The organism is Candidatus Methanoperedens sp., from assembly GCA_012026795.1.
GTDB lineage: Archaea > Halobacteriota > Methanosarcinia > Methanosarcinales > Methanoperedenaceae > Methanoperedens.
This window is the reverse complement of sequence record VEPM01000036.1, coordinates 23,752-44,421: the sequence shown is the minus strand read 5'-3', so window position 1 is coordinate 44,421 and position 20,670 is coordinate 23,752. Positions and strand designations below refer to the sequence as shown.

Below are 20,670 nucleotides of genomic sequence, written 5' to 3'. Positions count from 1 at the left end.
AAAAAGTTAGGCCATACATATTTGAATTAGCAAGGAGTTCTTTGCACTAAGGTTTGTCAAAAAAATTAGGCTGATTTTACGTTTCTTTGAAAGTCAAGTTTGAAAGGATGGTCGGGAATATGGAGGAAAGTTTCCTGGTAACGGAGTCATGGAAAAAGGTGCAAAAGAGGATTGGTTCTGCCGGGAAAAAGTAAAGGGCTGAAAGATAATAATTTAATAACTTTAATCCCTTTATTCTTTCTTTTGTATCACTATCTCCCAATCTGTTTTGTTTATCTGTTTCACGCTCATTACCTGATGCCCGTCAGATTCCATACCTCTTGGAACTTCTGTGACAGCCAGGGGATCATCCACTACCAGCTTAAGGATACTTCCCTTTGAAAGCTCATGCAGCGCCTGTTTTGCCAGGACAAAATTATATGGGCATACATTTCCTTTAAGATCGACTTCTTTATCAATCTTCAAATCAGAAAGCACAGTCCCGTTAATATAAGCCCTTGTCCGTTCTTCTTTCGGGTTCTCAAACACCTCGTTTGCAGGTCCGTGTTCCACAAGCTCTCCCAGGTAAAGATGGATTACATAGTCGGCAAGCCTCATTGCCTGGTGGATATTGTGGGTCACTATCACGATAGTATAATCATTCCTGAGTTTCAAAAGCTGCTGCTCAATATGCTGCGATGAGACAGGGTCAAGGGCAGATGTTGGCTCATCGCAAAGGATAATTTCAGGCTCAACTGCAAGGCCGCGCGCAAGGCACAATCTCTGCTGCTGGCCAATGGATAGCTGGGAGGCCGGGGAATTCAACCTATCCTTCACTTCTTCCCATAAACCGGTAATTGTCAGGCACCTCTGTACGGTCTCATCAAGTACAGGCTTTTTCTTTACCCCATGGATTCTCGGGCCGAAAGCCACATTCTCATATATTGACATCGGAAGGGGTGTTGGTTTCTGGGCCAGCAAACCAAGTTTCTTCCTGATCTTAATAATATCTGTTTTTTTATCAAAGACATCCTCGTTATCGATAATGATCTTTCCTGAAAAAGTAACATTATCTGTCATATCTATGAGCCTGTTCATGCACTTTAGCATCGTGGATTTGCCGCATCCTGATGGGCCAATGATGGCAGTTATCTGTTTTTTTGGTATTTCCACGGAAATGTTCTTTAATGCATGATTCCCGTTGTAAGATACGTTAAGATTCTGAACGCTGATCTGGGTTTCTGTCATTTTGCCTACCTATTTTATTATGAACCTGGTATATTTTTTTGCAAGAAGTCGTGTAATTATACTGATGAGAAGGACGATGATCAGGAGTATTACGGCTGATGCGTATGCTTTCTGCTGCACATGAGGTAATGGTGTACTGAGCTGGGAAAATATTGCTATCGGGAGAGATGCGGTGGCATCAAATAAAGTTTTCGGGATGCGATCCGTATATCCCGCTGTGAAGAGTATGGATGCTGCATCCCCGATCCCTCTTCCGAAAGCCATCAATACGCCTGTCATTAATCCCGGGAGGGCCTGTTTTCCCACGACCTTCAATGTGGTCTCAAACCTTGTGGCTCCAAGTGAATATGCCGTCTCCTTCAGGTCACCTGGCACCATTTTTATAACCTCTTCCATTGCCCTTGTCATTATGGGGATTTCCAGGAGTGCAAGAACGATTATACCTCCAAGCAGGGACGCCCTTATATGAAAATATATCAGCACAATGTATCCGAATGCCCCGTAAACAATAGAGGGCGTGCCCCAGAGGATATCCAGTGAAAGCCTTGTCATTCCCGATAGTCTTGTTCCCCCGGAATATTCTTTCTGGAGATAGAAGGCGATTGCGATACTGAGGAAAAATGCAAGTATAGTGCCGCCAGCCGCAAGATAAAGCGAACCAACGATGGCATTCAGGATTCCTCCGCCTTTCCCAAGTAAATATCCTCCCTCGCCGGTCTTTGTGATCATATCAAAACTCAATACCGGCAACCCTCTCCAGAGGATCACGCCCACAACAAAAAGAAGACTTCCAACCACAAATACTAAAGATAAGATCATCAACGCCTTAAAAATTGATTCTTCGATCCTTCTGGATTCCATTATATGATACCCCTTTCTATCTTCACAAGGATCATCCTTGCAATTACATTGCATACCAGGACTACGAGCAGAAGTATGAGGGCTGCAAGCAGGATGGCGGAATCGTAGAGATCAATTGACATCATTTCGCCGTAGGTATTGGCAATCAGGGCAGGCAGGGGATAGGCGGGATCAAAAACCGAAGATGGTATTTTTGCCACATTCCCCACGACCATCAGAACTGCCATGGTCTCCCCGAAAGCCCGTGAAAAACCCAGGACAATAGCTGCAATGATCCCTGGTCTTGCTTTCCGGAGGACCACATGTTTTATGGTCTGCCATTTTGTAGCTCCAAGAGACAGGGAAACTTCCCTCAGTTCCCTGGATACGCTTCTCATGACCTCGCCTGTAACCGATATGATGATGGGGAAAACCATAATGGAAAGCACGATGCCTCCTGCAAGGACACTGTACCCGCCTATTGTTTCCGCACCCATGGCAGGAGCAAGGGTATCATTAATGAAAGGTACGACAGCAAGAACGCCAAAGAGACCATACACTACAGATGGTATGCCTGCTAGCAGGTCTATAAGAGGCATAACTATTTCCCGGAGTCCATTGCTTGCGTATTCTGAAAGGTATATGGAACTTAAGAGGCTGACGGGAATTGCTATTACAGTCGCAAGAACTGTCACCCATAGCGTTCCCATGATAAATGGATAGAACCCGAATTTTCCTGAAAACGGACTCCATTCTGTTGAGAACAGGAGGTCAGGTATGGGGACTGTTAACAATATCGGGCTTGCCCTGAAAAAAAGACCAACTATCATGAAAAATAATAACAGGAAGGCGAATACAGTTGCAGCAAGCATTAGCCTGCTTGAAAGAATGTCTTTTAATGTTCTTGTGTTCATAGTGCTGTCAGGTTCGCATTGCTGCTAATAAAATTTCAAGGTAATAAAAGCTTTTGTATTATACAAACCATCCAGAGCAAACTTTCTGGTGTTTGCTTTGTCTGGATTTGCATTTTTCTTCTGATCTATCGGATCATTCTACTTTCTTCAGCCCTGCCTCGATCTTTTCTGCGGATAATTTTACATATCCGGTTTCAGGGATATACTTTTGTCCATCGGTAAGGGTCCACTTGATGAAGTCCTGCACAACACCTGTGGGCTTGCCTTTTGTGACAAAATGAAGGTCTTTTGCGGGTGGTTCCGGATACTTGCCAGCGCTGATTGCATTTGTGAGTTCATCCAGGGTTCCGTAGAAGTTCTCGTCAGGATCTATCTTGCCATTCCCGTTCACGTCAATAGGAATTATTTCAATACCATCTACAGGTTTCCTGGTAGTTACATCGTATGCAAAGTTTATGTTGTTATAACCGATCCCGAGTTTGTCCTTCCTCACTGCTTCGGCAATTCCGGGGTCACCGTTCACGCCCAGGCCTTTAAGATTTTCCTGCTTGTACTTGCCAAGGTAAAGCGCCCAGGCTTCGCCTGCACCGCAGGCATCCGACCGTGTGTACACATTTAGCTTATCGGCTGCATTTGTTCCTGTTGCCTGGCCCCATGTTGATATGGATGCATTGATGTATATCTTCTCAAAGACCTCTCTTTTTATCCCGTTTGTCTTGAGTGTTGTAATCACAGGATTGTTCTTGTTTATCGTGACTACTACTGCATCCTTTGTCACAGCCACCCAGTATGCGCCTTTTTCCTCTTCGGCAGGTGTGATCGCTCTTGAGACCATTCCTATATCCACAAGACCTCCAAGAGCATCGGTCATGCCTTTGCCTGCGCCTCCGGAGCCTATATCAAATTGCACCTTCGGATGCAATTTCGTGTATTCTGCACCCCATTTCTGCATCATCGGGTATAAGGCAAAAGCGCCTGAAACACGTATTGTGCCTTCAAGTTCCTTTGTGCTTGCTGCGGTCTGGACAGCCGTGGCGCCAGACGCTGGCGTTGCAGTGACAGCAGCGGTAGGCGTAGTTTTACTATCAGTCTCCGGATTATCGACGCATCCTGATAATAATGCGCCTGTTAAAATTGCAATTAAAATTATTATTATAAATTTTGTTTTCATTAATTCCACCTCGAATTGTTCAAAATTATTTTCTGTTTTTGCAGAAAATCCCTGATAAGTAGAAATTCCGCAGTATGTTTTTCAGATCGATCCGTTAAATTACCGTCATCAGAACCGATAACAGCAAAGACGATTCCTCCTTAAATTCATGTATATTCACCTGCTTTTGATATAAGCAATTCCAGATTAGCAGGAGTATATAAGAATGCACAGAAACAGGCGATAATTGTTAATGTGATTACAAAAACGGAATGATTGCGGCAAAATATGTTATGATTTTATCGAGACTATTAAAATTTGTGTTGGTAGTTTTGCCAAAATGCAACACATTAGTGGAATAGTGTGCTAATAATAGGAACAGTAAAATATTAAAAACTTTGAGAAAAGTTTATAGCCAATTCGGTTATCATATACAGGGAAAACTTCAATGAAATTTACAGAATTCAAAATAAAGAATTTCAAAGGTATCGAGGATATCATAATAAATCTCGATAAATCACCTGATGCAAATATTTATACTTTAGTCGGATTAAATGAAAGCGGTAAGACCACAATACTCGAAGCAATTAACCTCTTCAACCCAAAGGACAAGGATATAAGTGTCCTAGACCTTCCAGGTGCAATAATTAAAGACTATAATAGTTTAATTCCAATAAGCCGCAGGGATAATTTTAATGATATTATAACGATTGAGGTAACTCTTAAACTTGATGAGAATGATTTACGAAAAATAAATGAATTCACAAATGCCAATACTTCATTTAATCAAGTAAAAAAAATAAATACTCTTAAATATTATAGGTCTTATCAGTTTAAAGATTCAAAATTTGTTAAGCTTGATTCCCGTTGGCAAGGCTTTTATGGGTGGTTAAAAACGAAACGAAATGAGCAATACATTTATATATCAGGTTTATACCAACAGGATAATAATAAACTTTCACGTTTTTGTGATGGACTTATTCCAAGTATATTATACTTCCCAAATTTCCTTTTTGATTTCCCTTCGACAATTTTGTTAGAAATAACAACCGAGTCAACTGCTAAAGAAAAATTTTACATAGAACTAATTCAAGATATTTTATATTCTTTAGACAATAATACAGACATCAAAACTCATTTAATTGAAAGAATTAAAAGTAAAGACAAAAACGACAAAAAAAATTTAGATCGGCTTGTGCAACTAATGGAGCAAAAAGTTACACAGGTTGTATATGAGGCATGGAATGATATTTTTAAAAGAAAAATTAAAGACACTAAAGTCTCTATCAAATGCGAAACAGATGCCAGAGGTTTGCCCTATTTGGAATTTAATATTGAAGCACAGGATGGAATTTATAATATTAATGAACGGTCGTTAGGCTTTAGATGGTTTTTCACATTCTTACTATTCACTCAGTTCAGACCATTTAGAAAGGATAGTCCTAAAAACATACTTTTTCTATTTGACGAACCTGCATCAAATCTTCATTCGTCTGCACAAGAACAGCTATTAAAAAGTTTTGAGAATTTAGGTTATGATTCTAAGATTATTTATACGACACATAGTCTCCATTTAATAAATCCGAATTGGCTTGAAAGTACGTACATAGTAAAAAATGAAGGATTTGATTTTAAAACCCCTGAAGGTAACAGCCCTAAAAAATCAAACATATCAATAACGCCATATAGAGAATTTGTAATGACTCATCCTCATAATACTGCTTATTTCCAACCAATACTTGATGTATTAGATTATACACCAAGCAACTTAGAAAAAATACCAAATTGTGTATTTCTTGAAGGGAAAAATGATTACTATACTTTAGCTTATTTCAATAAAGTAATCTTTAATAATAAATACGAAATCCATTTAGCACCAAGTACAGGTTCCGGAAATCTCGATACTTTAATAAGTCTTTATATTGGTTGGGGTAAAGAGTTTATAATTCTTTTGGATTCCGATAAGGAAGGAATTAACCAAAAGTCCAGATACATTGATAAATTCGGGATTATTGTAGAGCAAAGAATTTATTCATTTCAGGACATTGACCCAACTTGGGTAAAAAAGGAATTGGAAAAGCTTTTTGTGAATTCTGATGCTCTAAGATTCCAGCAGACTTGTTATGCAGATTCGATTGAATATAAAAAAATCTATTTTAACAGAACAATTCAAGAGAGTTTAATAACCAACAAAAATTTTGCGTTTTCACAGCAAACGAATGACAACTTCGAAAAAATTTTATTATTCCTAACTGAAAAAATTAACAGTATAGCAATAGGTTTATGAATTTGTGTGTGATGTAGAATTTTCACAGTTAAAATTGTATGTTAATTCTATGTGTTCCCCGTTTCGCTTTCACACTTATTCTATATTAGCCAAGCACGGCGCAAAACGTCCTCAGGACGTTTTGACGGACGAACCATAGCATACTCTTATACCGTTCTGTTCCACTCCGAGCCTTCATTACGCTATGAGCCCAGAGCGCCCCCGAGCTTCTTGCGCTGGGGTCAACCCCAAAACGCTGTTGCGCTTGCGCCGGAAGGGATACGCACCACTTCCAGACCTGCCCCCCTGGGGCGCTCTTACTGTCACATCAAGCGTGGGGAAGGTGTATCCTTTTGAGGTTCTCATGAAAAAAGGGGAGAATGCGATAAAAATCAGGCTGCCAGGGCACATCGGCGCGCATTGCGCCTGTAGGAACCATGCCTTTGCGACCGGGGAGGATATATTAGCGGGTGTTTTCGGATGCAGTATGCCTCATATTTTGGCATTCCTGTTTTTTGTATCGAAATGTTTATCTGGCACATCTATCATACATATCAATAATACTTCAATTAAGGTGTATAATGAATACAGTCAGGATGAATATAACTCTACCTGTGGAAATCGCAGATATATTAAAAAATGTGAAAAACAAATCCGGCTTTATAGCTGAAGCGGTCAGGGAGCGGATTGAGAGAGAAGAAAAAGCAAATCTTATAAAAGAGTTGAGTGAAGGGTATAAAGTTAGAAAGAAGGAGGACACAGAAATATCCCTTGAATGGGATGCAACATCAGGAGATGGAATTGATTAAAAGGGGGGATGTTTACTGGATCAGGCTTGACCCGATAGAAGGTTCAGAGATAGGGAAAACAAGACCTGCTGTCGTGATCTCAAATAACATTAACAATGAATTTGCAGATACTGTTACCGTTCTTCCTGTTACTTCAAGTGTTGGGAAGGTGTATCCTTTTGAGGTTTTCATGAAGAAAGGCATCTCAAATATGCCAGGTGATTCCAGAGTAAAGGCAAATCAAATAAGGACTGTGGATAGAAGAAGGCTCCGGGAGCGAATCGGGACAGTGCCGGAGACGATCTTGAAAGAGATAGAGAAAGCTGTGAAGATACATCTTGAGTTAAAGTGAAATCTATGGGGGATTTAATTATCTGAAAAAGCGTGACAGTTACATTAATTGTTGGTACGATTTTCAATTCTTTGCGTCCTTTGCGTTCTTCGCGGTTTAAAGTGTGAATTGCTCACCGCAAAGGGCGCAAAGATCGCAAAGCAGGGCTTGATAAACATGAATTGTAACGGTCACGGGAAAGCAAAAAGATTATGCACTAAAACATTATGTTGTAGTGCATAATCTTACATTCACAAAAAAAGATCCCCGCCCTAATCCAGAGCAGAGAACAGGATATACGATATTAATAAGGTCCAGACCACATTAAAAGCCTGCGCCACAGTGAAAGCAATGAACGGCGCCCTTCCTATTTTGCTGAACTCTTTTATGGACGTTTCAGCCCCGATGCTCACGAACGCAAACGCAAATATCCATGAACGTATCACTTTGGTCACGTCAACAGTTCCGGAAGAAAGCAATCCCAGGGATGTTATAATTGTAACCGCAGCAAATCCGAGGATGAACTTGGGGAACCTGTCCCATATTTGCCTGGTACTGACCTTCTCGCCGCTTTTTTCAACTACAGTCGTGAAATAGAATGCAAGCAGGAATGCCACAAAGCCGATAAGCACGTTCTGGGACATCTTGACAACAGATGCGGATTTCATTGCCTCAGCTCCGTAGAACGATCCTGCGCCCACTACGGCAGCCGTAGTATCGATTGTCCCTCCAAACCATGCGCCTGCCCATGCTTCATTCATGCCCATAGCCTTTGCCAGTAGCGGCATTCCAAGGAACATTGGTATTACAAAGACCGCGATTAGCAGGAGGGTCATATTGAGGTGCTTCTTTTCACCTTTTATAGCGCCAAAAGTGGCAATGGCAGCCGAGACGCCGCATATCGAGACTGATGTTGAGAGCATGTGTGCGAACTTTTCTTCTATCCTGAGTCTTCGCGCAACCAGCATGGAAACATAATATACGGTTATCACAACGATCAATGCCTGGGCAAACCCGCGCACCCCATATGCCCATAATGTCCCTATGGAAATTTCAGCGCCCAGCAATACGAGTCCTATCTTAACAAGGAGTTCGGTCCTGAAAGCAGGTCTGATTTTCTCAAAACCGTTGCTCAATGGCCGGGACAGGTCCACTATGCTTCGCAGTATCAGTCCAATAAGAATCGCTATAACAACGTATTCAAATCCCCATCCTTTTCCTATTTCCTGGTTTGCGATCTTGTTCTGCGATATGTAAACAGAAAGTACGGCAAGTATGACAAGAAGAACAAACCCTATAAGGAAGTATCCTGCCTTCTTAAAAGGTGATTCATTCGATTCGCCAATTCCATTTTCTTTATTTTCATCCGTCATATTTACACCAGCTTCCAGGGTATTATTTTAGCAGATATGATGCCTGATGCTGCTATCAGCACAATGATAAAGCCAATAACTACGGCCAGCCAGTCTTCGGATATTTTTAATGTCATTTTTCCTCCTTTACTACATTAATATTAATTTAATTTCTAATAAGAAAACAATATATATAAAATTAAAGCTGGAGACTGGAATTGCCTCAACGGTTCAAAAAACCGGACGATTGCGGCAAAAAAAGAATTAATTCAAGTCAGCATGGTCCATTACCGCCTTCTGGTCATTCAGGAATTTTACGACCTGGTCAAAATCAATATCATTCCCACGTTTTCTTTTTTGTGATTTCACTGTGGAAATACCTTTCACTGTGGAAATATCTTTCATTGTGGAAATACAGTTCCTTTTGCTGCATGTTTTTTCAATCATATTGATCGCAATAGAAGATTATACTGGTAAATATTTATAATCGCATAAAGAGGCAGAAGTTGACGTGAACATTCCGGCGGCAGCAAAAGTAATAGGATAATTGGAAATTTCAAATGGTAATAGTTCTACAACCCTATCAGGACAAGTTCGAACGTTATACCCATGCAGGATTGACAAAAACCAAGGAAATCTTTTGCATTGACAGACATTTCTTCATACAGGGATTTTGATATATAGAAAACAATATGGACCTTTCCCTCGTTAATTCTCTTCTTAATCTCACCATGCAGTTCTTCGAAAAGGGAAGCAAGGGTCTTGAAATTGATCCTTTTCAGGATACGGATGCGCCCAATCCCGGTCTCATCTATCCAGACCCGATAGTTAGCGGTTTTTCGAATAAACAAATTTTCATTCATTATGTTTCCTTAATGTTCAGGCATTGGCTTCAATTTCCCATTTGATTTCTTCGGTTAAATTACGCCTCACGAAAGTGATACTATCCAGCTGTTCATGGATATATCCCCGGAGGAAGACATCTTTAATGCTCTCGGTTTCGTTTTCAATTTCATGCTGCCTCTTCAGTATATTTCCAAGTTCATATAACGTGTTGCTCCTGTTTGTATGCTGCCAGCTGCTTTCGATTAATGCGAGAGAACGATTTAGCCTCTCAAGCCCGATCCTTAATTTCCGGTACTCCTGTTGTCTTAATTTTTCATTAGCGTATTTTTCATACGCTGCTATCGGTGTTTCTTCTGCATCTTCATCTATACCTTGCGAACCATCCAGGTCCTGCAATTCATTATTAAGGTTTTTACCGGTAAAGGCAAAAACGATTCCTTCTTTGGTTTGACATATTATATCGCACCTTATTTTATTTGTATGGTTATATATTCATGTATATGCAGGCAGGTTTTGTTACAAACAAAACATAATTGGAATTATCACGACAATAATTGCCCTGAGGAGCAAACTTTTGAGTATAATCTTCATTATATAGTTCCGGTGATATTAAATGAGTGATTTTTCTGAAGAGGAAAATGGGTTAAAGCTGGCCGATAAAACAACCGGAAGGAAGGGATTCGATAAAATAGAGGGTTTTTCCCCATCAATGAAACTTGTTGTCAATATACTTGAAAATCACGGGGCTATGACCCAAAAAGAAATTGCAAGGATCACCCGTCTCCCGGCAAGGACAGTGCGTTATGCCCTGAACAGGTTGAAAGAAGAGGATTTCCTGGAAGAGCGCGAATATTACCAGGATGCGAGGCAATCCCTTTATGGAATAAAACAGGGGAATCGGGAAATATTTGCCTGATTCCTTCTGAAAACAATACGGACCAACCAAATATGGCCTGGTTACAAGATTTAAATATATATGACAATTATTGAACTCAATGTGATAAAATGACACAACAAGAAAGAAGGGATTTACTTTGTCCCTGATAACAAACGGTATAAATGCCCTAATTGCAAACATCCAATACAGATAAGAAACGCTGATTTCATCCGCGGGATTGCGATGGTTTCATGCGTGGACTGCGGCATGGGTTCATTTACGATTGAGGAGACTCTGTTGAGATGATGAAAATATGGAGAGTAAAGATAAAGAAATAGAATCAGATTTCAAAGAATCAGAAGATGAAGAAGACCTGCGCAGGTTCCTGCGCGGGGGATTGGGGGCAAAGTAAGCAAGTAGCTCAATAGGAAAACCGGGAAATCCTGGAATCTTCCTGTTGGATTTAGGCAATATTTGCCTCTTTTTTGATGTGTTTGCCGAAAGCCCATTTATTAAGCATATAGAAACTACTGTTATTCATAATAAATAAATGGAGGCAAATTATGTCAAAAACACGTCATGTAATGGAACTTCAAGGCAGAACGCGCGTAGTAGTTGAAAATGGGAAGGTTGTGGAAGTCGGTAAGCCCATGACCGAATACTGCCCCATCTTTGATAAAGTCAGGGGCATCAAGAAATTTACCCCGGATACGGCGAAAGAAAATGTTGAGTTCAGGATGAGGGACTTCGGCATGTTCTCAGAGAACCGTGAACTGGAGATGGAGATATTTGTCGGTTTCGGGGCGAGCGAAACTTTTATGACCGGTCTACGAAAAGGGCTGCTTGACTCCACAGTTACCGTATGCGACGGCGCCGGCACGGTGATCACGGGCAATCCCAGGCTGTGCCAGGGCATGGGGTCGCGAATTTCAGGCTTGACAGAAACATCGCCAATAAAAGGGCTGATCAAAAGAATAGAGGCTGCGAAAGGCGTGGTTCTTGACCCGGAAACTGCTGTGATAGATCAGGTGGGAGGTGTAAGGAAAGCCATAGAACTCGGATACAGGAAAATAGGGGTATCTGTTGCAAATCTCAAAAACCTCAAAGAAATACGAAATATTGAAAAAGAGAGTGATGCTCAGGTAATAACATTCGGAGTGCATTCTACAGGCATGCCTGATAACGAGGCAAAAGAATTTATCGACCTGGTAGATATGACCACAGGTTGTACCTCGAAATGGATCCGCGCAGGTGTGGCAGGTAAGGCCATAGCGCAGTTCGGAACTGCCATACCCATATTCGCAATCACTAAAAGAGGACGAGAACTGCTGCTTGAGCGGGCAAAGGAGATCAGGGACCCTATACTGGTGAACACTATGAAACTCCCTGTCCTGCCTGAAGAAAGGCAGCCGGCACCGCTGGTGTAAGGGTGTGAGAAAATGAACAAGAAATTGAAGATAGCAGTCGCTTCAAGCGATGGGAAGGTTATTAACCAGCATTTTGGCAAAGCAAGAAAATTTATCGTGATAGAATCGGACGGAGAGGTGATCAAGGTCCTTGATGTGAGGGAGAACAAGCCTGCCTGTGGTTCTCTTGAATACGGAGGTCATGCGGATAATGTCCTGAATGAAAGTGTATCTCTCATCAGCGACTGCGATGCTGTTCTCTGCAGCAGGATCGGGGGAGGCGCATCTGAAGGGTTGCTCAGCATGGGAATAGAGCCTGTTGAAGCCCCCGGATTCATTGAGGAAAATGTCCTTGCATTTGCCAGATACAGGTTGAAAACTGCTTTATAAAAAAATAGCATCATATGGACAATAATTGCTTGAATGAATAACCTTATATTACATTAATTCAGATTTAAGGATGGTGATGAACCAATGAGGAATCGTCTTTGCCAACAATGGCCAACAAAATGAACAATCGAAGATAGAACATTTACCACCTTCAGCAAAACTTGTTTTTAAGGTGCTTGAATCCAGCGGATTCATAACACAGAAAGATATTGCGAAGCAAACCTATCTTCCGGCAAGAACAGTAAGATACGCCCTTAACAGACTAAAAGAAGAAAAAGTGCTTCAAGAACGTTTTTATTTCCAGGATGCACGACAGAGCCTGTACGGGTTGAATAATATAAAGCCGGAGGTGGTGGGTAAGTAATTTTTTAAATGTCTAACACAGATAAGCGTTTTTTACTTCTTCCTACGGCGCTGGGGGTTGCGACCCCCAGACACCTGAGGATGCGCCGCCTATGGCGGGATTTTCAGTTTCAAAAATAGATGAATGGTCTCTGAAGCCACTTATAACACAATTATTTTTCTTTCAATACTGAATCTATGAAGCTTCTGTCTACCCATAAGTTAAAATCAACTTTTCCTTCTATTAAGCCATTGGCCTTCATGAATTGTTCTTCATCTTTTAAAGATTGAAGTGCTTTATCCGTAATTTGGGGATCTTGATAGAATTTATTTTCTGGATAAGATACCTCTCTAACATTTTTCTCATCTTTTTTTGTGGCCTTTGAAAATATTTTTATAGTTTCATCCGGGTTTTCATCAGCCCATCGTGCAGTTTTCAGATCGATCTTCAAGAGTCTTTTAACAATATCCGGATGCTTCCTTGCAAAATCCCCCCGGACATTGATGCCGCTTGCAGGTGAAGAAATTTCCGGGTGGTCTTTTCCACTCCAGAGCGTCCTTGCAGCTCCTTTTGATACAAGTTCGAATATCGTGGTCTCCCCCTCAACAAGGGCATCAATATCCCCTTTTAATAATGCAGGACCGGATGCCTGGAAATTAAGATTGAACGATTCGATATCATTTATCGACATACCCTCTATTTCCAGTGCTTTAATTATTGTTGCATGACGCATGGTTCCTTTCAAATAAGCCACTTTTTTACCTTTTAGGTCTTTGACTGATGTTATTTTTGAATCATTCCTGACGATTATCGATGATGCTCCTGAAGCCGGATTACCAAAAGACGATATACCAATTAGCTTTATATCAGCGCCTGCTGCCGCAGTGCGTAAACCCGGATCCGCGCCGTTATAACTGATATCAAGACTGCCGCTGGATAATGCCATCAAGGCTTCTGCACCGCCTCCTGTAAATGGATAGTACTCTACTTTTATTCCATCTTTTGCAAATTCTTCATCCATCCATCCTTTTTCCTGAAATAAAATAAATTTTAGATGGCCAGGGGCAGTGCTGCCAATACGAATAACAGAGATCTTTTCTTCAGAAACTTGTGGATTATTTGAAAGAGCTTGTAAGCCAACAAATCCTGCAATTAATACTATCCCAATAATTAAAACGGTTTTGTTTGACATATTCCCAATTTTATTTTTTATTTGATTCTTTCAATACCGAATCTATGAAGCTCCTATCGATCCATGAGTCCCAATTCACTTTTCCATCCAGTAACTGATTATCTCTCATGAATTCTTCTTCGTCTTTAAAACTCCGGATCGCTTTATCTGTAAGTTCCGGGTTCACATAGAATGTATTAGCAGGAAATTGTTCCCTGACAGCTTCCTCTTTATCTTTTCTTGCAGCAGCATAGATTTTAACCGCCTCATCAAAGTGTTCATCTGACCATCGTGCTGTTTCCAGATCTACTTTTAACAACCTTTTAACAAGATCCGGATGTTTCTTTGCAAACTCCCCCCGGACAGTAATGGCGCTTGGGGATGCCCACTCCGGGTTATCTTTCCCGCTTACGATGATTCTTGCTTCTCCTGTTGAAACAAGTGGGTAAACCGTAGTTTCACTCTCAACAAGGGCATCAATATCGCCTCTCATCAATGCAGGGCCTGATGCCTGGAAATTAAGATTGAACGATTCGATGTCCGAAAGGGATAAGCCTGCTTTCTTCAATGATTTCACGATAGCTGCATGGCGTACTGTACCTTTCAGGTATGCCACCTTCCTGCCTTTCAGGTCACTGATTGTTCTTATTTTCGAGTCATTCCTGACCACTACAGCCGTACTTGTCACAGGGTTAAATGATGATAAGGCTATCAATTTAATATCCGCGCCTGCAGATGCTGTGCGTAATGGGGGATTGCTGCCGGTATAAGCAAAATCAAGACTCCCGCTTGCTAAAGCGGTCATGGCTTCGGAACCCCCGCCCGTGAACGGGTAAAATTCCACTTTGATCCCATCTTTTGCAAATTCATCAACCATCCACCCTTTTTGTTCGAATAATATGTATTTGGCATGACCTGGAGCAGTGCTCCCGATACGGATCACAGAAGTCTTCTCTCCGGTTCCCTGTGAATTATTCGCAGAAATGATAATTCCTGCCACAGCTGCTATCAGCACGATTCCAATTATTAATAATGATTTGTTGACCATGTTTTTCGCCTAACTGAGCATTTCAATGAACGATTCTATACGATTCTGGGTCTGCTCTACAGATTCTAATTGTCCCAGTTCGGCAACTTCGAGGTTGATCGTTGGAACGCCGGTTTCTTCTTTTACAATGTCGGCGATCATCCTGGAAATCCCTGATTGGAAGCTGCATCCCCAGTTAGTTCCGCAAATAACACCATCTGCCCTTGATTGTTTCACCAGTTCAACCACCCACCGGGCGCGAATTTCAGTAGGCTGTTCGTAATGATATGAAAGCACGCTTTTGGCCAGATTCTCATAAGGATCTCCGGTCTCCTCAACATCAGCATAGATTTTGCTTAAGTGGTCATCTGTTCCTACATGTATACCGCCTTTATCTTCAAGAAAATCACCGCGAAGACCAAAACAGGAACCGCATGAAAATATCCTGACAGGATCATCAGCTACTCCATCTGCTTTTACTGAATGTTTTATTCTTTCTTTGACCTCATGATTCGCTTCCTCCAGCACCTGTGTTGCTACAAGAGAATCGCCGCGGTCAAACCTTCCAAGAGTGATAGTACTCGAAGTCTCTGTACTGTTCATTGGAGGAGTGGAAGCTGACCATGAAAGTTCAACAGTTTCGCGCGATAACCGCCGTCCCTTATTCTCAAGCTTAATCTCTTTTTTCAGGTCTTCTTCGCTTGCTTCGCTGCCTTTTATTTCCCCGATCTTTTTTATCAATCCATGAATTCTTGCTGCAAGATATTTTACAGTCCAGTCTTTATCCTGGCTTATCGGGTAATCCAGGAGATACACAGGGACTTTGCGTTTACCGCTTCTGTAAGATTCGATAGCATATCCTATATCAGAGCAGCGCAGGCACAGGTATGGCGCGATCAGGTCAACAGGCACTATTTCCTGGTGAATTGCTTCTATAGCAGCTATCGGATTGTTGCAGGCATCGATAGAAACCGCTTTTCTCCCGCCTTCAAGGATTTTCATCACCCTGTTGCCGGCTTCCCTTAAACTCAACCCTTCCTGCATATCCCTTGCCCAGCCCCTGAGCGGTCCGGGTACGATGGGTATCCCTCCCGCAGCAAAATAAGGATCAACTGTTTGTCCTCCCTGCACATGTATGATAGGCGTACCCTCATTATGTGCTTTCAAAAGACGGTCCCGCAGCGTAAGGGAAAGATATCCCCTTTTGATCCCGCTGAAGAACTCCACATCCTTTGACAGCTGGCTATTATGGAATCTGCTCATACTGAACGCATGAGGAAATCTTCTCGGAGCCTCAATTGTCATAAAATCCCAGATCTCTGTTGCTGAAACATGGGTTCCATCCCTGAAATCCAGTCCTTTTGTTTCACTAAATCGCTCTTTTATTTCATCAGGATATGCAAATATTTTATCTTTATTATTTATTTCATTCATATTTTTATACCAGTTTATTTTTATTTTCTACATCACTCTGAAAATTTTTTATTGTTACGATATTGCAGAATCAATATCCCCTTTCCAGTATGTTGCCCTCTTTTCGATCCAGATAAGAATATAATTCATTGAAACACCAATTATTGAAAGTGTTAATATTCCTGCATACATGTCCGGGATGCGAAACATTAACTGGGAATCCTGGATAAAATATCCTAATCCTGATTTAGCAGCCAGCATCTCGGCGGCTATCACTACCATCACAGCAGATTTTGCAGATAGCCTTGCGCCGGCAATTATAGAAGGAAAAGATCCCGGAAGTATGATTTTCTTGAACAAATGATAATTCGATATCCCGAACGATTTGGCAGCCTTTATATAGAGAGGATCTACATTTTTTACTCCGCTTATTGTGTTAATCAGCATGAACCAGACTGCGGCATAAAATACCATTGCGATTTTTGATACTTCGCCAATCCCGAGCAGTAGAATAAATAACGGAAGCAGGGCAAATTGCGATGTATTTCTTAAAGTCTGCATGAACAAATCCGTATATTTCTCAAAACGCGTGTACCATCCCATAACGAATCCCAGCGGAATCGCAACAATAGCCGCTAACATGAATCCTATCAGGGATCTTTCCATACTTGCTTTGAGATGGAAAAACAATTCTCCGGACAGAGCTAAATTTTTCATGGCCAGGATCGTATCGGAAAATGGAGGGACGAATATGGAACTGACTACTCCGCTTCTGGGTAATATCTCCCATGCTATAAAAAACAAAAAAATAAGTACCAGGCCATGCGACCGTCCTATCACTCTTTCTTTCAGATTATTTAATCTCTTTTCCAGACGACTGGTTTCGATAGTTAGTTCCTTAAATTCTTCCTTATTACTGAATATTTCTCCTGACATAATTAACTCCTGGTTTTTTGATCATACAGTTCATATTTTGCTTACATTGAGGGCAAACCACAGGTTCAAGCCTCACTCTCAAGAATATTCTTATTTCTTATCAGCTCGACAAAAGCCTCGGCCCTGGTTCTTATTGCTTCAACGTCAGAGCCTGCATACTCTGTGTGTATCTCAAGCAGCGGCACACCTTCTGCTTTCAGTACGTTCTTTGTTTCCGCGGCTTTGAAGGAGAATGCGTCGCAGTAGCGCAATGTGTGATATAATACCCCCTGTGCCCTGTGGTCCCTGACAAGGCGCTTCAGGTTTTTGAGCCTCCTGTCTGTTTCCAGGTCCAGAAAAGGAAGCGCAGCATGCGGAACACGGTTGATATACGCATCTGCGATCCCTTTTATGGATGCTTCCCTGATATTTATATCAAGTGAAGGATTAAGACCTGACCACAGGTCATCACCCACTATTCTTCCCCCAACCTGCTCTATAATATTGATCAATTTTGTATCTCCTGGTGGAATTATGCTTCCTGATACCAGGATACGGGCATCTCCATTCAGCTTCCCGATTACCGGTTCACCATGTTTTTCTTTCAGTTCAGTTAGCAGTTCCTTCAACAATGAAAGGTAATTTTCCCTGTCAAGGTAGAATCCCGCATGTACCACATCGAAAACCTCGCGCCATTTTATGGGCTGGTGTCCTATTGCCTGGTATTTGTATAATTGTTTCAGGGATTTTCTTATGTCATTGTAGAGTTTGATGGATTCTGAGAGCTTATTCTCATCAAGTTTATTTCCGGAAAATTCTTCCAGTTTCTGTGTGAACGATTCCAGTTCTTTCCTGAAATATTCCTGCCCTTCAGGCTCAGAGAAATGCTTTGGTACTCCGAGTATCAGTGTGTTCACCTTAAAATAATGCTTTATAACCTCTGCCACACGGTATGTTTGCAGGCAGGTCGCATCTACTGCGACTATATCCGAATTTATGATATATGGATCCTGATTCCGGGCAAAAAGTCCCACAAGTTCTCTTGTATAAACGCAATTTTTTGTTGAAATATATCTGCCGCCGATTTCGACAAGCCTGTCATCTCCTCCTGCTCCAAGCCTTACCGGGATCAATCCAAGGGCATGGATGATCTCTTCAGGGATATTGTAATTGAACCAGCCTGCGACTTTTGCTCCTTTTTCTCTTGCTTTTACAAGCTCCTGCGGCCTGTCCTTTACAGCCTGGTTTATTTTTTCCAAACTTCCTAATACCATTTTCATACCTTTCCACTGTAGTTTCTTGCAAGCACTGCGGCCCCAAGCGCTCCCACTAACTGGGGATCATACTCAGGCGCCACTATTTTGGCTTTCAGCACCTCCTCAAGTGCGGATTTCATTCCTGTATTTTTTGCAACCCCTCCTGAGAAGAAGACATCACTTTCCACGCCCACGCGCGAGAACATGCCTGATACCCTGTTGGCAATGGCATGGTGTATCCCTTTGAGAATGTTCTCCGGTTTTTCTCCCCTGGCCAGGAGGGAAACAGTTTCCGATTCAGCAAAGACAGTGCATGTGCTGCTCATGGGCACGATTTCTTTTGCCTTTAGCGCCAGGGGACCAAGATCGTTTAATTTGACCTTGAACACGTTGGCCATCACTTCAAGGAATCGTCCCGTACCTGCGGCGCATTTATCGTTCATGGCAAAATCCACGACATTCCCATCCTTATCCAGGCGTATCGCTTTGCAGTCCTGTCCACCCATATCGATAATTGTTCTTGTGGTGGGATGCAGGTAATGCGCGCCTCTTGCATGGCATGTTATTTCGGTCACAGTCTTGTCTGCGTATGGCGCTGAGATCCTCCCATAACCTGTAGCGACGATATATTTCAGGTCTTCACGTTTCAGGTTTGCCGACTCAAGCGCTTTTTTGAGTGCGAGCCGCCCATTCTCTTCAGTATCTATTCCTGTCGGGATCAGGCTATAGCCAGCTATCGAGCCATTTGATATGATCACGGATTTGGTTGTCAGCGATCCCACATCTACTCCAGCAAATTTTGGTATATTATCTGATTTTGTTGTCATATTATCCTCCTGATAACCACTCTATTCCCTGTTCTTATAATACTCTTTAGAAACCAGCAACTGTCGCCTAATTTCTTCCGGATTCTGTATAGTTACGGCAATAATTTCCGGTTCAATTCTGTTTCCTGTTTTCCAAAAAAGTATAGAATGAAAGCGCACCGAAAAGCGGTACAAATGACAGGAAAATTGCCTGGACATTGAAAATATCCCCGATCATTCCTCCAAGCGTTGGTCCGAAAATAGAGGCAATACCCAGGCCACACGAAAAGACCCCTGCTATCTTACCTTTTTCTCCTTCAATATTCCCGACCTGGGTAAAAGTGATAAGAGTTATCATACCCCCGCCTATGCCAAGGACCACAGAAGCTATTGCCAGCATGGTGGTATCTTTACTCGTCCCCAATAGCACCAATGCAAGAATAGTTACAATAAAGCTTATCAGGTACAGGTGATTGTTATTCCTGCAAAGTAAATGACCGCAGAAAAAAACAACAAGGATCGTAGCTCCACCTTTCAATGATATTAACATAGCTGCAATTTCAGGAGAAAGACCCAGGTCCTTGATCACCAGGACAGTAATGAATGTGGTAAAAGTTACAAATATTGCACTGTTCAGGCTTTCTATAATGGTGGCAGATACTAAAGCCCTGTTTTTTACAAGTGACCTGTAATGATTTGAGGCATCTGTGAAACTTGGATTCTTTGGTTTGAACTGGGATTTGCTATTATGGTTTGTACGAGCAAGGATCACTATGAATGGCGCAAGTAAAAATGCACTTGTGAGTGCGAAATAGCTCGTAAAACCAAGAGCTATTGCAGCTATCCCTCCGATCACAGGACCAATGAACGATCCTCCCATGTTCATCGAGCCTTTGAACCATCCTCCTCTTTTTGCCCCAATAGTGTTCATGTTCTTGAAAAAATCAGCGCTAAGAGCAGTGGTCCTTAAAGTCCTGGCCATCCCGAAGAACAACATCACAAGCAGGAGAAGTATAATATTGGTAGCAAAGGAGAGCGACATGATTATTAAAGCTCCCAGGACAGCGCTTACAGAGTACATTTTTTTCGAGCCAAGATAATCCACCAGGAATCCAGCAGGCAGTACGATCAGCAAATCTCCAAGTCCTGAGATGCCTTTAATCAGGCCGATCTGGGTTGATGTTGCGTTCAGGCTGAGAGCGTATATCGGTAAGATCAAATTCATCATACCCATCGCGATCCCGGTACTGATATTTATGAGCATGAATTTAAGGATAAGACCATTAGCACCGGAAATCTTCATAGTCCAGAGTCTAAAGAGAAGATATATAGCAGTAATTAATTCAGCAAGT

The 20,670-nt window shown here is 41.8% G+C and carries 21 protein-coding genes and 1 pseudogene; 7 read left to right on the top strand and 15 right to left on the bottom strand.

Annotated features, from left to right (window positions below; genetic code table 11):
* Nucleotides 1–474: 474 nt before the first annotated feature.
* The 4 genes and pseudogenes from pstB to FIB07_15660 all read right to left on the bottom strand — a co-directional run bounded on the left by pstB (nt 475) and on the right by FIB07_15660 (nt 4,152).
* Nucleotides 475–1,227: pseudogene (gene pstB, locus FIB07_15675) on the bottom strand (phosphate ABC transporter ATP-binding protein).
* Between the two features lie 9 nt (nt 1,228–1,236).
* Nucleotides 1,237–2,088, bottom strand: coding sequence for a phosphate ABC transporter permease PstA (gene pstA, locus FIB07_15670; GenBank protein NJD54289.1), 852 nt, complete (start codon nt 2,086–2,088; stop codon nt 1,237–1,239).
* Nucleotides 2,088–2,981 (bottom strand): phosphate ABC transporter permease subunit PstC, encoded by an 894-nt coding sequence (pstC, locus tag FIB07_15665; GenBank protein NJD54288.1) that lies wholly within the window; start codon nt 2,979–2,981, stop codon nt 2,088–2,090. Before pstC ends, pstA begins: the two co-directional genes overlap by 1 nt.
* A gap of 133 nt (nt 2,982–3,114) precedes the next feature.
* Complete coding sequence (locus FIB07_15660; GenBank protein ID NJD54287.1) at nt 3,115–4,152, bottom strand: phosphate ABC transporter substrate-binding protein; 1,038 nt, start codon at nt 4,150–4,152, stop codon at nt 3,115–3,117.
* Between the two features lie 427 nt (nt 4,153–4,579).
* On the opposite strand from FIB07_15660, the gene FIB07_15655 reads away from it, so the two are divergent.
* From FIB07_15655 to FIB07_15645, 3 genes are all read left to right on the top strand, one after another.
* Nucleotides 4,580–6,418, top strand: coding sequence for a hypothetical protein (locus tag FIB07_15655; protein ID NJD54286.1), 1,839 nt, complete (start codon nt 4,580–4,582; stop codon nt 6,416–6,418).
* 560 nt (nt 6,419–6,978) lie between these two features.
* Entirely contained in the window at nt 6,979–7,206 is a 228-nt protein-coding gene (locus FIB07_15650) for a hypothetical protein (protein ID NJD54285.1), read from the top strand.
* Nucleotides 7,193–7,537 carry a type II toxin-antitoxin system PemK/MazF family toxin gene (locus FIB07_15645; GenBank protein NJD54284.1) on the top strand — a complete coding sequence of 115 codons (345 nt, stop codon included), beginning with the start codon at nt 7,193–7,195 and terminating at the stop codon, nt 7,535–7,537. The genes FIB07_15650 and FIB07_15645 overlap by 14 nt, the downstream gene beginning before the upstream one ends.
* Nucleotides 7,538–7,788: 251 nt before the next feature.
* On the opposite strand, the gene FIB07_15640 is transcribed toward FIB07_15645, so the two are convergent.
* The 4 genes from FIB07_15640 to FIB07_15625 all read right to left on the bottom strand — a co-directional run bounded on the left by FIB07_15640 (nt 7,789) and on the right by FIB07_15625 (nt 10,110).
* Nucleotides 7,789–8,889, bottom strand: coding sequence for a putative sulfate exporter family transporter (locus FIB07_15640; protein ID NJD54283.1), 1,101 nt, complete (start codon nt 8,887–8,889; stop codon nt 7,789–7,791).
* A gap of 243 nt (nt 8,890–9,132) precedes the next feature.
* Nucleotides 9,133–9,315, bottom strand: a complete 183-nt coding sequence (locus FIB07_15635) for a hypothetical protein (GenBank protein ID NJD54282.1) — start codon at nt 9,313–9,315, stop codon at nt 9,133–9,135.
* A 125-nt stretch (nt 9,316–9,440) separates the two neighbouring features.
* Complete coding sequence (locus FIB07_15630; protein ID NJD54281.1) at nt 9,441–9,731, bottom strand: hypothetical protein; 291 nt, start codon at nt 9,729–9,731, stop codon at nt 9,441–9,443.
* 16 nt (nt 9,732–9,747) lie between these two features.
* Nucleotides 9,748–10,110, bottom strand: a complete 363-nt coding sequence (locus FIB07_15625; protein NJD54280.1) for a hypothetical protein — start codon at nt 10,108–10,110, stop codon at nt 9,748–9,750.
* A gap of 313 nt (nt 10,111–10,423) precedes the next feature.
* Here FIB07_15625 and FIB07_15620 point away from each other — a divergent pair, with 313 nt between their 5' ends.
* The 4 genes from FIB07_15620 (at nt 10,424) to FIB07_15605 (ending at nt 12,751) form a co-directional block, all read left to right on the top strand.
* Nucleotides 10,424–10,630: a MarR family transcriptional regulator gene (locus FIB07_15620; protein NJD54279.1), complete on the top strand. Its 207-nt coding sequence runs from the start codon at nt 10,424–10,426 to the stop codon at nt 10,628–10,630.
* Between the two features lie 524 nt (nt 10,631–11,154).
* Complete coding sequence (locus FIB07_15615; GenBank protein ID NJD54278.1) at nt 11,155–12,018, top strand: DUF2099 family protein; 864 nt, start codon at nt 11,155–11,157, stop codon at nt 12,016–12,018.
* A 12-nt stretch (nt 12,019–12,030) separates the two neighbouring features.
* Nucleotides 12,031–12,387 (top strand): dinitrogenase iron-molybdenum cofactor biosynthesis protein, encoded by a 357-nt coding sequence (locus FIB07_15610; GenBank protein ID NJD54277.1) that lies wholly within the window; start codon nt 12,031–12,033, stop codon nt 12,385–12,387.
* Nucleotides 12,388–12,520: 133 nt separating this feature from the next.
* Nucleotides 12,521–12,751 carry a MarR family transcriptional regulator gene (locus FIB07_15605; protein NJD54276.1) on the top strand — a complete coding sequence of 77 codons (231 nt, stop codon included), beginning with the start codon at nt 12,521–12,523 and terminating at the stop codon, nt 12,749–12,751.
* A 151-nt stretch (nt 12,752–12,902) separates the two neighbouring features.
* Here the strand turns inward: FIB07_15605 and FIB07_15600 are convergent, their stop codons facing one another.
* The 7 genes from FIB07_15600 to FIB07_15570 all read right to left on the bottom strand — a co-directional run bounded on the left by FIB07_15600 (nt 12,903) and on the right by FIB07_15570 (nt 20,621).
* Nucleotides 12,903–13,922, bottom strand: a complete 1,020-nt coding sequence (locus FIB07_15600) for an aliphatic sulfonate ABC transporter substrate-binding protein (protein NJD54275.1) — start codon at nt 13,920–13,922, stop codon at nt 12,903–12,905.
* Between the two features lie 10 nt (nt 13,923–13,932).
* Nucleotides 13,933–14,949, bottom strand: coding sequence for an aliphatic sulfonate ABC transporter substrate-binding protein (locus tag FIB07_15595; GenBank protein ID NJD54274.1), 1,017 nt, complete (start codon nt 14,947–14,949; stop codon nt 13,933–13,935).
* A gap of 9 nt (nt 14,950–14,958) precedes the next feature.
* Nucleotides 14,959–16,362: a 2-hydroxyacyl-CoA dehydratase gene (locus tag FIB07_15590; GenBank protein NJD54273.1), complete on the bottom strand. Its 1,404-nt coding sequence runs from the start codon at nt 16,360–16,362 to the stop codon at nt 14,959–14,961.
* A gap of 54 nt (nt 16,363–16,416) precedes the next feature.
* On the bottom strand, nt 16,417–17,277 hold the full coding sequence (locus FIB07_15585; GenBank protein NJD54272.1) for an ABC transporter permease: 861 nt from the start codon (nt 17,275–17,277) through the stop codon (nt 16,417–16,419).
* 65 nt (nt 17,278–17,342) lie between these two features.
* Entirely contained in the window at nt 17,343–18,530 is a 1,188-nt protein-coding gene (locus FIB07_15580) for a 2-hydroxyacyl-CoA dehydratase (protein NJD54271.1), read from the bottom strand.
* Nucleotides 18,531–18,532: 2 nt separating this feature from the next.
* Nucleotides 18,533–19,339, bottom strand: coding sequence for a 2-hydroxyglutaryl-CoA dehydratase (locus tag FIB07_15575; protein ID NJD54270.1), 807 nt, complete (start codon nt 19,337–19,339; stop codon nt 18,533–18,535).
* Nucleotides 19,340–19,451: 112 nt separating this feature from the next.
* On the bottom strand, nt 19,452–20,621 hold the full coding sequence (locus FIB07_15570) for an MFS transporter (protein ID NJD54269.1): 1,170 nt from the start codon (nt 20,619–20,621) through the stop codon (nt 19,452–19,454).
* Nucleotides 20,622–20,670 lie beyond the last annotated feature (49 nt).

Bases quoted from the DNA above. Each gene is read 5' to 3' on its own strand.
- FIB07_15585 (NJD54272.1), bottom strand. From the start codon at position 17,277: ATGTCAGGAGAAATATTCAGTAATAAGGAAGAATTTAAGGAACTAACT.
- FIB07_15595 (NJD54274.1), bottom strand. From the start codon at position 14,949: ATGGTCAACAAATCATTATTAATAATTGGAATCGTGCTGATAGCAGCT.
- FIB07_15610 (NJD54277.1), top strand. From the start codon at position 12,031: ATGAACAAGAAATTGAAGATAGCAGTCGCTTCAAGCGATGGGAAGGTT.
- FIB07_15615 (NJD54278.1), top strand. From the start codon at position 11,155: ATGTCAAAAACACGTCATGTAATGGAACTTCAAGGCAGAACGCGCGTA.
- FIB07_15570 (NJD54269.1), bottom strand. From the start codon at position 20,621: ATGAAGATTTCCGGTGCTAATGGTCTTATCCTTAAATTCATGCTCATA.
- FIB07_15650 (NJD54285.1), top strand. From the start codon at position 6,979: ATGAATACAGTCAGGATGAATATAACTCTACCTGTGGAAATCGCAGAT.
- FIB07_15580 (NJD54271.1), bottom strand. From the start codon at position 18,530: ATGGTATTAGGAAGTTTGGAAAAAATAAACCAGGCTGTAAAGGACAGG.
- FIB07_15655 (NJD54286.1), top strand. From the start codon at position 4,580: ATGAAATTTACAGAATTCAAAATAAAGAATTTCAAAGGTATCGAGGAT.
- FIB07_15600 (NJD54275.1), bottom strand. From the start codon at position 13,922: ATGTCAAACAAAACCGTTTTAATTATTGGGATAGTATTAATTGCAGGA.
- FIB07_15575 (NJD54270.1), bottom strand. From the start codon at position 19,339: ATGACAACAAAATCAGATAATATACCAAAATTTGCTGGAGTAGATGTG.
- FIB07_15630 (NJD54281.1), bottom strand. From the start codon at position 9,731: ATGAATGAAAATTTGTTTATTCGAAAAACCGCTAACTATCGGGTCTGG.
- FIB07_15590 (NJD54273.1), bottom strand. From the start codon at position 16,362: ATGAATGAAATAAATAATAAAGATAAAATATTTGCATATCCTGATGAA.
- FIB07_15635 (NJD54282.1), bottom strand. From the start codon at position 9,315: ATGATTGAAAAAACATGCAGCAAAAGGAACTGTATTTCCACAATGAAA.
- pstA (NJD54289.1), bottom strand. From the start codon at position 2,088: ATGGAATCCAGAAGGATCGAAGAATCAATTTTTAAGGCGTTGATGATC.
- FIB07_15640 (NJD54283.1), bottom strand. From the start codon at position 8,889: ATGACGGATGAAAATAAAGAAAATGGAATTGGCGAATCGAATGAATCA.
- pstC (NJD54288.1), bottom strand. From the start codon at position 2,981: ATGAACACAAGAACATTAAAAGACATTCTTTCAAGCAGGCTAATGCTT.
- FIB07_15645 (NJD54284.1), top strand. From the start codon at position 7,193: ATGGAATTGATTAAAAGGGGGGATGTTTACTGGATCAGGCTTGACCCG.
- FIB07_15620 (NJD54279.1), top strand. From the start codon at position 10,424: ATGAAACTTGTTGTCAATATACTTGAAAATCACGGGGCTATGACCCAA.
- FIB07_15660 (NJD54287.1), bottom strand. From the start codon at position 4,152: ATGAAAACAAAATTTATAATAATAATTTTAATTGCAATTTTAACAGGC.